This is a genomic window from Mucilaginibacter sp., from assembly GCF_025362475.1.
Lineage (GTDB): Bacteria > Bacteroidota > Bacteroidia > Sphingobacteriales > Sphingobacteriaceae > Mucilaginibacter.
This window is the reverse complement of sequence record NZ_JANYGH010000051.1, coordinates 24,082-37,934: the sequence shown is the minus strand read 5'-3', so window position 1 is coordinate 37,934 and position 13,853 is coordinate 24,082. Positions and strand designations below refer to the sequence as shown.

At 41.9% G+C, this 13,853-nt stretch carries 7 protein-coding genes; 1 reads left to right on the top strand and 6 read right to left on the bottom strand.

Translation table 11 applies throughout. The annotated features are described in order from the left end of the window. Nucleotides 1-51: 51 nt before the first annotated feature. From Q0R88_RS16780 to Q0R88_RS16755, 6 genes are all read right to left on the bottom strand, one after another. Nucleotides 52-885: a LamG domain-containing protein gene (locus Q0R88_RS16780; RefSeq protein WP_295718208.1), complete on the bottom strand. Its 834-nt coding sequence runs from the start codon at nucleotides 883-885 to the stop codon at nucleotides 52-54. A 16-nt stretch (nucleotides 886-901) separates the two neighbouring features. Then, nucleotides 902-2,383, bottom strand: coding sequence for a RagB/SusD family nutrient uptake outer membrane protein (locus Q0R88_RS16775; protein WP_295718206.1), 1,482 nt, complete (start codon nucleotides 2,381-2,383; stop codon nucleotides 902-904). Nucleotides 2,384-2,403: 20 nt separating this feature from the next. Continuing rightward, nucleotides 2,404-5,427, bottom strand: coding sequence for a TonB-dependent receptor (locus tag Q0R88_RS16770; RefSeq protein WP_295718205.1), 3,024 nt, complete (start codon nucleotides 5,425-5,427; stop codon nucleotides 2,404-2,406). Between the two features lie 259 nt (nucleotides 5,428-5,686). Beyond that, complete coding sequence (locus Q0R88_RS16765) at nucleotides 5,687-8,581, bottom strand: triple tyrosine motif-containing protein (RefSeq protein ID WP_295718204.1); 2,895 nt, start codon at nucleotides 8,579-8,581, stop codon at nucleotides 5,687-5,689. Nucleotides 8,582-8,823: 242 nt separating this feature from the next. Further along, entirely contained in the window at nucleotides 8,824-9,786 is a 963-nt protein-coding gene (locus Q0R88_RS16760; protein ID WP_295718202.1) for a rhodanese-related sulfurtransferase, read from the bottom strand. Between the two features lie 200 nt (nucleotides 9,787-9,986). Next, the gene (locus Q0R88_RS16755) at nucleotides 9,987-12,467 is read right to left on the bottom strand and encodes a DUF5686 family protein (protein ID WP_295718199.1); all 2,481 of its coding nucleotides are present in this window, start codon (nucleotides 12,465-12,467) and stop codon (nucleotides 9,987-9,989) included. A gap of 129 nt (nucleotides 12,468-12,596) precedes the next feature. Here Q0R88_RS16755 and kbl point away from each other — a divergent pair, with 129 nt between their 5' ends. After that, nucleotides 12,597-13,787: a glycine C-acetyltransferase gene (gene kbl, locus Q0R88_RS16750; RefSeq protein WP_295718197.1), complete on the top strand. Its 1,191-nt coding sequence runs from the start codon at nucleotides 12,597-12,599 to the stop codon at nucleotides 13,785-13,787. Nucleotides 13,788-13,853 lie beyond the last annotated feature (66 nt).

Genomic DNA, 13,853 nt, shown 5'->3' with positions numbered 1-13,853 from the left:
AATAAAAAAGGGTTACCCAGCTTGCGCAGGGCAACCCAAATCAATCAACCGTTATTTTCCTCTTCCTTCAAGTTTTACTATAGCATTCACTTCAGCATCTGTAAGCGCTTTGTTGTATATTCTTACTTCATCAAGCTGGCCGATTAAATAGCTGGCCCAATCTTGTTTGCTGGTGGATGATGTTTGGCTTGGCGTAGTCTGGAACTGCACACAGCCAAATACCATTTTGCCCGCATTTGTAAAATTTGCCGGACCGGTTAGCCCGGGTACTGTGCCGCTATTAACTTTTGAACCATTTACATATAGTTTGCAGGTATTTGTTGTTGCATCATATGATACACCCAAATTTGTCCAGTTATTAAACAAATTGGCTACCCCATCTACAGAATATGTTCTGTCGTTATTACCCTGGGCAATATGGACTCTCACTTTGCCATTATCGGCAGTACTTCCATTTTCAAAAAAGATTTCCAGATTGCCCCAGAAGCCATCTGTTTTTGCTAATGTGAAAACACCTACTATACCTGTTGATGGTGGAGGTGTGTTTATCCACTCAGTAATAGTAAAGCTTTGGATAGCAGTAACGCCCGGACCGGGAGTTGTCAAAACGTAGCTGTTTAAGGCACCCTGTAGGGCCTGGCCTTTTACCCCTTTACCAAACTTGGTACCCGTTGCAACGCCTACAGAATTAGAGATACTATCCTTTAAATTTCCGTTAAAGCCCCAATAGCCTACTAAGCTTCCTTTAGCCACATCATTTGAACTGGTAAAGCCTCCAATATCCAGTTTAGGGGCATAGCTGGCAGGATCATAACTTTTTTGACATGATGATAATCCTAAGCCCGCAATAGCGGCAATTACCATACTTATATATTTTCTTTTCATGAGAATCATTGTTTAATTAATTATACCCTTTGTTTTGTGTTAATACACCTGCACTTAGATCGATCTCATTTTGTGGGATTGGCCAAACCTCATTGATGCCTGCCTTAAAGCCCTTAGGACCAAAAACTGTTGCGGCACGGCCCTGGCGGATTACATCGAAATAGCGATCAAATTCCATGGCCAGTTCAACCTGGCGTTCATGCCATATAGCATTGCGCAGCGCGGCTTGGTCTGTTGTGGTCACTTTTGGTAAAATGGCATTGTTGCCGGCTCTCGCTCTTGCACGTACCAGTTCCAAATCTGTTAATGCTTTTGCGGCATCGCCGGTTTCGTTGGCTGCTTCGGCATTCATTAACAACACATCGGCATAACGGATTACACGGACGTTCTGATCCTCGCCCTGGTTTGATACCCATGGCACATTGAATGGCACGTACGATTTTTGATTATAACGTGGATTTGCTCCTGTTAATGAAATTGCATCACCTTCTGGTGTAGTTTCTCCCCTGAAAATGATAGTTGCATCCATACGTGGATCGCCTGGTTCAAAGGCATCAACCAACGCTTGTGTTGGCACGTTAAAGCCCCATCCACCATTTGGTTCGCCTGCTACACCCTGTATTTGAGAGTATTGGCTGGTTGATGCACCGGAAATGCTTGGTAAGCTTTGACATTGTATTTCGAAAACCGATTCAGAAGAATTTTCATTAGCTATTCTAAACAGTTTTTCGAAGTTGGGGAATAATGAATAGCCCAAGCCCATAACCTGGTTAGTGTAGTTTAAAACATCGGCCCATTTCTTTTGGTACATGGCAACTTTGGCATGTAAAGCTAATGCAGCGCCTTTGGTTGCACGGCCAATATCTGCAGCGCCGTATGATTGTGGCAATACAGCAGCAGCATCGGTTAAGTCTTGTTCAATAGCGGCATAAACAGTAGCTTTCGCGGTGCGTGGCAGGTTATACTCGCTGGCATCCTTTGCAATGTGCTGCCTTAAAACCACGTCGCCAAATGCACGTACCAACCTAAAGTAGTTGTAAGCACGTACAAATTTAGCTTCGGCAAGGTAGCGGGTCTTCAGGTTGTCATCCATGCTGATTTTTGGTAAGTTATCAAGCACCTGATTACAAAGATTAATGCTTTGATATTGCCCGTTCCAAAAATCCTGAAGCTGGCCATCGGTAGCAGTAACCGTAAAATTATCATAGGTATTCATGAAACTGGCATCACTTGGTGTGCTGCCTTTTTCTGTTTCATCAGAACCTAAGCTTTCAACGGCCATTGGTGCAAAAGCTGTTTCTTTCCACTCTCTTAAATTAGCGTATATAGAGTTTACGGCTTTGGTAGCGTCATCCTGTGTCTTAAAAAATTCGGCACTGGCTTGCTTACCTTGCGGCGGCACATCTAAAAAGCTTTTTTTGCACCCCTGCATAATTATCATTATTGCAAGTGCACCAATACTTAGTGCATTTACATAATTGTTTTTATTGCGAAACATATCTTAAAATATTTTAATTGTTAAAATGTAGCGTTGATACCAAAATTGTAAGTGGCATATAATGGGTAGGCACCGTTATCGATACCAGCATTAATACCAGGCTGATCGCCCTGTCCACCTATTTCTGGGTTGAAACCTTTGTACTTAAAGAAGTTTAAGGCGTTTTGAGCATTGGCATACAACCTAAGCCTTTTCAGGAATATTTTTGAAGCAATGGCCGATGGTAAAGTATATCCAAGCTGCATATTACGTACCCTGAAATAGCTGCCGCTTTCAACAAAAAATGTATTTGGTTTATAGTTGTTACCACCGCCTATGTTTGCAGATGGGTAGGTAGTTGAAGTACCATCGCCATGCCAGCGATGGTCATAAAAATCTTGCGTAAAGTTTTCAGAACCGTAACGCAGGCCTTTATTTGCGTTATAAACATCAACACCGGCTACTCCCTGGAAATCAAGGCTTAGATCAAATGCCTTGTAATTAAATGTTGTGTTAAAACCATATAAATATTTAGGATTTGGGTTGCCTATAATTGTACGGTCTTTAGCATCAATAACTTTATCGCCGTTCAGGTCTTTAAACCTAAAATCGCCTGGTTTGGCATCCTTTTGAAGCGAATTGGCAATTTCTGTAGTATTTTGGAAAACCCCATCAACCACTAAGCCATAAAATTCGCCAATTGGCTGGCCTAAAATGGTACGGGTACTATACTGCCCGCCAGTGGCTGCAGCGCCTCCTGCATAAATCGGGTTTGCACCTGTTTGGGTAGATAATACCTTGTTATTATTGATACTAAGGTTACCGTTAAGACTGTAAGAGAAATCTTTGCTTATATTATCCCTCCAGCCTAAAGTAAACTCAAAACCGCGGTTTTGGAAGCTGGCCTGGTTGCCAATGATGGTTCCGCCATCAGTGCCTAATGAACCTAATACCGGGATAGAAAATATGGCTTGCTCTGTTTTCTTGTTGTAAAAATCAGCCTCAAATGTTAACCGGCTTTTCATGAAACTCATTTCTAAACCTACGTCGGTACCAACACCACGTTCCCAATAAGTAGTTGGAGGTACAATTGCTGTAATGTTTGCACCTGTAGCCGGTTGGCCGTTGTAAATTGCTGTGAAAGCTGCGGAGTTATTTACTGTTAAGGTTGATAAGTTGGCTGGTACTGATGCATTACCAATTTTACCCCAGCTGCCCCTCAATTTCAGGTTATCAAAAATCTGCTGGTTTTTCATAAATTCCTCATTGCTGATAACCCAGCCGGCTCCTACCGAAGGAAAATAACCCCAGCGTTGGTTGCCAATAAATTTTGAAGATCCATCTCCACGTATGGAAGCATTTAGTAAATACCTGTTTTTAAATGAATAGTTAACACGGCCAAAATATGACTGGTAAGTAGCCAAATCGCCACTGTCATTAACTGTTCTGGTATCATTTGATCCCAAACTTAAGTAAAGGTCGCCAGAGCTTGTATACGGTACATTTTGTGCAGTTGCATTAATGTTGTATGATTTATAACGCTGCGCAGACTGACCTACCAAAACGGTTAGGTGATGATCCTTAGCTATGGTTTTATCATATGTCAATGTGTTTTCCCAGATCCAATTGCGCACTTCGGCCCTTGAAACATTAAGATCACTGATGGCATTGAACTGAACGGAGTTGGCTTTGTAAACCGGGTTGTAACCTAAAACTTCGGCCTGGCCAAACTCGCCACCAAAGCTGGTGTGGAATGTTAATTCTTTAAGAATTTTAACATCGGCAAACATATTACCAGTTACGCGGTAACCTTTTGATTTCTGGTTGAAAAAATCGATTTGTGCCTGGGGATTGTTGGTAGCGTTACCGATAGGGAAATCGCCCGGATCGCCATACGTTCCATCATTATAAAATACGGGCACAATAGGTGCCGCTGTAAAGGCCTTATAGATAACTGCACCCGGTGCATCTTTTGAATTGTTGCCTTGTAAAACTGCATTGTAGCCCAGTTTAAGGAAATTTGTTGCCTGCACATCTTGTTGCATGTGTAAGGTTATCCTGTCATAATCATTTCCCTTAACAACACCTTGCTGTTTTAAGTAGCCGGCAGAAAAAGTATAAGTTGATTTTTCTGTACTGCCACTAACAGTTAAGTCATGCTTCATGGTGAAAGCATTGCGTAAAATATCATTAAGCCAGTTGGTGCCTTGGCCAAATTTGGATGGATCGGCAAATGTAATAGGATCTGTTGGCTGGTTTATGGTATTAAGCTCGTTAATCAGCGTAGCATATTCAGCCCCGGTAGCCAGTTTTGGCTGATTAGTAACTCTTTGCCAGCCTGCGTAAGCGCTATAGTTGATGCTTGGAGCACCTTTGCCCTTTTTGGTGGTGATTAAAACTACACCATTGGCAGCGCGCACACCATATATTGATTCGCTTGATGCATCCTTAAGGATACTCATGTTCTCGATATCATTGGAGTTTAAAAAGCTGATATCATCAAACCAAACACCGTCAACTACGTAAAGCGGGTTTGCGTTTCCATACACGGTACCTAAACCACGGATACGGATCTGCGGCGATGCGCCCGGACCGCCCGCATTGGTAATTTGAACGCCCGCAACTTTACCTTGTAAAGAGCTGACAACGTTTGTTGATGCTTGCTTGGATATTTCCTCGCCTTTAACTGATGCCACCGAACCGGTAACATCAAGCTTGCGTTGCGTACCGTAACCAACCACAACAACCTGCTGTAACTCGTTAGTTTGTGGTTGCAGGCGAACGTCAATAGCGGTTTGGCCGTTTACTGGCACTTCTTTAGATGCGTACCCTATATAGGCGAATGTTAAGGTAGCTGTACTGGCAGCATTAATGGTGAACGCGCCATTAACATCTGTTTGGGTGCCTGTAGTTGTTCCTTTAACTAAAACAGAGACGCCTATTAGGGCTTCACCTGTACTAGCATCTGCTACTTTACCTTTCACTGTTATGTTTTGTGCAAACGCAGCAGTAACGGAAAATAAGAACAATAACATCACCCCTGAAATAGTAAAAATTCTTTTCATAGTGGTTAATTAATAAAAACGGGTTAGAAATAATTGGTTTATTAGTCTACAAAGCTGTGTAGATAATGCAGTTAAATCAAAAAAATTAACTCAACATTAATACATCAACCATAACAAGCTTTCTCACGATGTGTTTTTTATTTTCTTAACTATTTGATAACCTGAAATTTAGATTGTGATAGTGTACGGCTTACATACTACAACAGTAAGGGCCGCTACACTATGTTTACTTATGGTTATGAGAGGTAATGATGTAGTATTATAACTCGATGAGAAACTCAACAAGGTTTTTATCGTGGTCGAGGTTGAGCTTTTTACGCAGGCGATAGCGCCTTATTTCAACACCGCGCAGGGAGATGTTTAAAAGCGATGCCATCTCTTTACTGCTCATGTTCATGCGCAGGTAGGCACATAGCTTAAGGTCATTTGGTACAAGGTCGGGGTGGCCTGATTTTAGTTTTTTGAAGAAGTTTTCATGCGCCTCGTTAAAACTCTTTTCAAATATATTCCAGTCGCGCTCATCATTCATGCCCTCGTCTATAACTTTCTGGATGCGTCGCATCTGATCATCGGCTAATTTTTTGCCGGTGCTATCTTTTAGATGTGCTATTTCTTCACTTATCTTTTGCAGTAATTCGTTCTTGTAAACCAAATTCATGGCCGAGTTAGCCAGCTCGCGGCTTTTACCTGCAAGATCGGCCTGTAACTGCTCGTTTTTTATATTGATGATGTGCTGTTCATTGGCAAAAGCCTCCTGCTTTAAAAACTCCTCCTTTTCGTGCTGTAGCTTTTCATGAATACGGTGCTGATGACGCTTTAATTTAAGGCGATAATAATACCTTACCACGTAGTAGGAGAGTACCAGCAACAACGCGTAAAATGCCATAGCCAGGTTACCCGCATACCATGGAGGTAAAATAACAAAGGTTAACGTAGTAATTTGTGATACGTTTTGATCATTGATTTTGGCGCGCACCTTAAAGTGATAAGTGCCCTGGTCAAGATTGGTAAATTCTTTCTGGCTTTGTTGCGTCCAATCGCTCCATTGGCGGGAGTAACCTTTTAAATAATACTGGAACTTTATTTTTGCCTGTTTATAATAAGGCAGCGAATAGGAGATGCGGATGTTGTTTTGAGTATAAGGGATCTCGGTGGCATTAAGGTTGTGGCTGTTTTCGCTGATGGCAAAAACTTTATCGGTAATGTTCTCCAGTTGACGGATCAAAACCCGGGGGATATCGATCTTATTGGGTAAAAGCGCGTCCTCATCATTCAGGATCACAAAACCATCATCAATACTGATGAGGTAGGTAGCGTTATTGATGCGGTTTATAGTTTCGTAATGCTGCACCATTTGCCCGTTAAGTATGCTGAAACGGTTGGTATCGATACTTAACCTGCCAGGCATAGAAAAATCGGCCAGGGCCACCCGCCCCTGGTTAATGAACCAGTATTTTTTGCCGATGGCCTTTATGATTTTACTGGATGTGGCAAAGGTGCCCAGCTTTTTGTTAAGCTGGGTGTATTTAAAAAAGCGATCGGTAATGTCATCATAAATATAAAAGCCCGAATCTGATGAAAACACAACGCGGTTATCAAGATCAAACACGTTTACGTTGAAACTGCCCGGCAAACCATATTTGCTATCGTAATATACTTTTGAGGTTACCTTTTTCAGATCGGCACTCAGGGTTACTTTATAAATGCCTTTATAGGCATGACTTACCCATATTTGCCCTTTGTTATCTTGCTCCACATAGCGGGATGGCTCGCCAAAGCCTTCAATTTTATGATCAAAGACCCAGTTGCCGGCAACATCTTTTTTGAAAATGACCAGGCCAGTATAAGTCCCCTGGATGAGTTTGTCTTCGCTTAATTTTTTAGTGGTCCAGCCGCCGGTTATGGTAGATATTTTGGTGATGGTATTGCCATTTACCTGGTAGGTGCCATCATTATGGCCACACAGTAAGCGTCCATCCTGTAGGGAAAGTTCCCATACCTGCCCCTGTGAGCCGGGGATAAGTTTAAAATCAAACGACTGGAAAAGTTTGCTGTTATTATCGGCAATCCAGTCGCTGTAAAATAAGCCCTGGTTGGTGCCAAGGTATATTTTTTTATCAAATATGATACTGGAATATACGGTACCGAACTTGCCGGTTTTATCGAAATAAAAATATAATGGGGAGTTTACCTCAATCCGGTCGATGCCGTTATCCAAACCGGCCCAAAGATTTTGTTCACTATCGGTATACAAGCTTAAAACAGTGTTGTTCTGTAGTCCGCTTGATTTATTGATGTGTTGCACTACATTGCCCGCGGTATCAACCACCACAATCCCGTTTAAAATAGTACCATAAGCAAAATACTTGTCGGCTATTTTAGCCCCGTTATTGAGTTGGTATGTTTTTAAAAAGTCGTTTGCCTGGTTTGCCCATGGTTTTATGGTTTGGCCATCATAAATAAACAACCCGTTTTGGGCGGTGCCTATAATATACTTTCCTTTTTGAAACGGCAGCATGGAAAGTACACCGCTGGGCCCCAATATATTGCTACCCTCAACATACAATAAGCGATTGTTTATAAGCTCAAACAGGCCGGTTGATACCTGCTCAATAAAAAAGCGTTTACCAGCTTTAAACATAAAAAGGTATGGGCTTGGTGCCTTGATAACCTCTATCTTCCCCTTTGAGTAAATGTAGATACATCCAAACGATTGGAAGATCACCCTATCGCCATCAACATATATTTTCCAGATCTCCTCGTTTATGGGCAGGAATTTTTTGGGTACCAGGCCAACAAGCGAATTGTATTTTAAAAAGCCTTTGTTGTCATCGGCCCAATAACCAAATTCGCCATAAGCACCTACGTAAATTTTCCCCCTGCCATCGGTAGATACTGAACGAACGATAAGGGAATTTGGCATATGGTGCTGCTGCCAGTATTTGCCATCAAAAGAAAGTAAGCCTTCGGCATTGCCAAAATACATAACACCATGCTCATCGCGCGTTACACTCCAGTTTTGATTGCCCGACTGGTACATGGCCTTTGTGTAATTTTGAACATAGGGTACACCTATGCTTTTTATATCAACCCCACTGGCATTTAGGGTAGTAATGCAAAATAGTGATATAAAAATGAGCAAGGATCTACGCATAGCATGGTATTAGCCTGTAAAGCAAACCAATTTTACGAAATTAAGCTTTGGATTGGATAAAATAAAAAATTAGTGTTGAGGGGGGAGGGTGTGCAGGTGCGAAGCCCTGTTATGAAAAAAACTTTTGTCATCCTGAACGCAGTGAAGGATCTATTATTCGCCATACTTTTTCGCCCTGTACAGTCTGCTAATAGATCCTTCGTTCCTCAGGATGACAAATCTTTTACACCTCGCAATAACCATTATACAGACACTTCTTCTGCGTTTTTTCTTTTTGCCGTATTTACAGGTTGCGGAACTTTTACATAATAACCGGTACCATCATAAACCCTTTTGCGGGGATGGCTTTGGCAGGCATCGCTGCAGCAGCCTTCCATTTGGGTGCCGCACTCATCGCACTGTGTAAAATGCTCGTTGCACTCGGGGTTGGCGCAATTGATCATTTTAGGTGTGGTTTTGCCGCAATTACGGCAGGTGGAGATCACCACAGGATTTACGCTATTTACATCTACAGAAAGGCGGTTATCAAACACATAACATTTTCCTTCAAAATCTTCGCCGCCTGCTTCTTTACCATATTTAATGATACCGCCATGTAGTTGATATACTTCGGGGAAACCTTCGTGCAACAGCAGGGCCGATGCTTTTTCGCATTTAATGCCGCCGGTGCAGTAGGTTAATATCTTTTTATCCTTGTATTTAGCCAACTCGTTGATCATCGCCGGGAAATCCCTGAAATTTTCAATGTCAAGCGTTATCGCGTTTTTAAACTTGCCTAACGAGTGCTCATAGTTTGAGCGTACGTCCAAAACAACCACATCGTCGCGGTCTTTCATGGCCATAAATTCTTTTGGTTCCAGGTGCTTGCCGGTTTTTTGCTGCGGATTTATCACACCCGGGTCGCGCAGACCTGAGTACACGATCTCGGCCTTGTAACGCACATGCATTTTTACAAATGAAGGTTCTGCAACTTCATCAATTTTAAAGTCGATGCCAGCAAAACGTTCGTCGGCATGTATGGTATCCATATAGGCTTTACAAGCTTCAGCAGTACCGGATACGGTACCGTTAAGACCCTCGGTAGCTACAATAATGCGACCGGTTAGTCCTAAATCTTTACAAAATTTTAAATGATCGGCAGCAAATTGCTCCGCATCGGCTATTGTTGAATAACAATAGTACAGTAGTGTATTATATATTGCCATAAACCATTGATACTGCTGTAAACAGTGTTAAATGAGGTGCAAAGATAAGGATTTTGGTGAATAGTTGATTAAGTGAGTGGTTGATTAAGTTGGATAGTGGCGAGCATTTTGGTAAATAGTTGATTAAGTTGAGTGGTTGATTAAGTTGGATAGTGGCGAGCAACTACTCACCCAATCAACTCAATCAACAACTCACCACCTTACCTTATCCCGTAAAAGATTCTGAATCCCTGCAGGTATTTTTTATTGCCCGCGTAAGACACACCATAATCAACCCTGAAAATAAGGCGTTGCACGCCCACATAAAATTCGCGGTAATTGGGGTTGTTTTTGGTGGTGAGGTAATTAGCCCCGATCACCTCTTCCAGCTTGGCCTTCCTCAGGAGGGGAATCTTGTTAAATATTGATCCGGCAAAATTGTGCTGAAAATGGGCTTCGAGAAATGCGCCGTTTGTGCTGTATGTATAAAATGGTAAAAAGTGAAAACTACCCACATAGGTAGGGTCAAAGGTGGTACCCTGGTTACCTAAAAAGTGATTATAATCCATATAATACAGGGTTTTATCATTAAAGAAATCCCCCGCGGTTAATTTGAATGAGGAAAAACCGGTTAGCCCCACCCTGATGTTATATTGAGAAACATCTACAGATGTAAAATCATAATTCACATCTGAACCCAATACTCCTTTAATTCCTTTTCGATAATTTAAAGTTAAGGTTGGGTATTTTGATGGCAGGTTTACCTTACCGGTTGGCCGTGTAACATATTGCTGATCGAACGTAAATGCTGCCGAGGTGGTAAAGGTTAATGCCTGGTTGTCGGGGAATAAAAAGGAATGGTCATCTGCTGGTGCACCCGGCGGGGCCAGCGGATTGTTTGAGGTATAATCCCTGTTTTTAACATCTTTTATGTGTGCGTATGAGGTATTGTAAAGCTGGCTCCGGCTGGCATAGGTTAAATTTCCGCTCAGTAATACGCCGTTGGTCACCTCTCGCTGGTACCCAAATTGACCGTAGCGGGTACGGTAATATTTAACATAGTTATTTTCGCTTAAAAGGGTACTCAGCGTGTTGAAATATAACGATCTGGTACCTACGTTGTTTAAATCAAGTATATCGCTGCCAAAGCCCATAAAAAACTTAGCATTATGGAAGGGATCATTTTTATATTCGGAGTAAGTATTGGCGCTTAGCGTTTTATTTATAAATCCGTAACGTAAGTTGGGCGTTATACTTAGCGAGTGGAAATCATCGAGCTTCCGGGTGTATCTTACCTTGGCGTTGATGCCAAAACCCTCAACTGTGTTGTAATAAAAGGTTTGTAAAAAAGGGTAAACGTAAAGCGAATCCTTTTCACTGCGGTCACTGGCGTAGTAGCCAAATATTAAATATCCCGGATAGTTGATGTGGTTTTTGGTATGCTGAATAGAATCCAGGTAACGGTCTGTTAATTTATAAGCTGCAATGCTATCTTTCTTTTGGTAATCGCGGGTTTCCCTCGCGGTTAAGGGAACAGGGCGAACGGGTGCCCAGTAATCTTCTTTTTTTGAATTTGCGGCAGTATCAATCTTTAAAACCTCGCCGGTAAAAAAGTGCTCCGGGAAGGGGGGATTAATCTTGTAGTTGTTATAAATAATATCGTAATACCCGCCAAATTTAAAACCAAGCACAGCGCCCTTAAAGTTATATTGTACTGCCGATGGCATCCATACGCTATCGGTTATAGCCACATATTGCTGGGTGATGTGTAAAGTATCTATCAGGTTGAGGCTGTTTATGCCATTAGCCAGGTACAAGTCGGCACTGTACAGTCGCCAGTCGCCATCTACAATATAAATATCTCCCTGAAAATACTGTCCGTGACTGCGGCGGGGTATTACCTGTATCTTATCTATAACGCGACCATTTTCATTTGATACCCCCAATAATTTGTACCTGTAAAATGTTAAAGCATTTGATGCCAGGGGAGATACAAAGCCACGGGTGCTTAAACCATTTATGGTAAATACGTTGTTATAAAAATTCACCTGCAGATCAGATGCCTTGTTATAGCTGAATGCCGTATTTATACCTGCTGTTCTGTTAGCAATAGTGACTTCTTTTGTTTTATGGGGCCGTTGAAAATTATAATCAGATAATGATTCCTGCTGATAAAGAATCCCTCGGCCCATTGAATCAAGGTCAAGCGTACGAATAACCTCTTTTGATAACAGCGATTTTGGGGCACTTAGTAGTTTTTGCACCCCTTTAACGTAAACAGCGCAGGAATAGGAGGTGGCTTCATCCAGGTAATATTTCCTTTTTTTTATCACCTGTTTCATGATGGTATCAGCAGCATCGCGGTTTTTACGATAAATGGCAGCTACTCTTTCCGTCCCAAATATTTCGTCATCCATCTGCACATTCAGCGTTTCGTCATGATCTGTTATGGTTACTTTAAACTCTCTTTCGTTAAAGCCAACAAAACGATAGGTAAGATTATAATTACCCGGCGAAAGCTTGAACTGGTACAATCCATTTTCGTTGGCTGTGGTGCCATATGTTGAGTTGCGGATATATACCGAAGTAAAGGGAATTACATTGTTTTTTTGATCGGTTATCCGGCCGGATAGCAGGTATTGCTGCCCAAAGGCATTGAGTGTGCATAAAATAGTGACAATCAGGAGTAAGTTTCTTTTCATAGTCTTTAATAAGAATACTTTTTCCCGGTAAAATGTTTTATTTAAACATCTATTAAATATTTAGGACCTAATTAAGCATTCCAAATGCCCGTGAATGTTTAATTTTGCCACCTTTAAATACCATATACTATGTATAATACACTAAAGCCGGTTTTACAGCAAGAACTTGAAGCCATTGAAAATGCGGGATTATATAAAAAAGAACGCATTATTATATCACCACAGGGTGCGGATATTACTGTACAGGGAGGCAATGAGGTAATTAACTTTTGCGCTAATAATTACCTTGGCTTATCTGCCAACCCTAAAGTGATACAGGCAGCTAAGGATGCAATGGATACACATGGCTATGGTTTATCATCTGTACGTTTCATCTGCGGAACACAGGATATACATAAGGAACTTGAAAAAAAGATTGCCGAATTTTTAGGCACCGAAGATACTATACTTTACGCCGCGGCTTTTGATGCCAATGGCGGTGTGTTTGAGCCACTGTTTAATGAGCAGGATGCCATCATATCTGATGAGTTGAACCATGCTTCTATTATAGATGGCGTTCGCCTTTGTAAGGCCCAGCGCCAGCGCTACAAACACGATGATATGGCCGATCTGGAAGAAAAATTGAAAGCGACCGAAAGCTGCCGTCACCGTATCATTGTTACCGATGGCGCATTCAGCATGGATGGCACCATAGCACAGCTTGATAAAATTTGCGCTTTGGCAGAGCAATACAATGCCTTGGTAATGATTGACGAGAGTCATTGCAGCGGCTTTATGGGCAAAACTGGGAGAGGTACGCATGAGCACCATAACGTGATGGGTAAAATTGATATTATTACCGGCACATTAGGTAAAGCCTTGGGTGGTGCATCGGGCGGGTTTACATCTGGCCGCAAAGAAATTATTGATATGCTGCGCCAGCGTTCGCGCCCGTACCTGTTCTCTAATACGCTTGCGCCGTCTATTACCGGTGCTTCTATAGCTGTGTTGGATATGCTGAGCGAGACTACCGAACTGCGCGATAAACTGGAAACCAACACCCAATACTTTCGCCAAAAAATGACCGAAGCTGGGTTTGATATAAAACCGGGCGTACATCCCATTGTACCAGTTATGCTTTATGAGGCAAAACTGGCCCAGGAGTTTGCAGCTAAAATGTTGGAGGAAGGTATTTATGTAATAGGCTTTTACTACCCGGTAGTTCCGCAGGGTAAGGCCCGTATCCGTGTGCAGATCTCTGCCGCTCATGATATGCATCATTTAGATAAAGCCATTGCCGCGTTTACCAAAGTGGGTAAGGAATTAGGAGTGATTAAATAATTTTATATTTGTATCTTATTGTAAGCATGATTTATTCATGCTTACCTGTTTTTAATAATAGTTAAG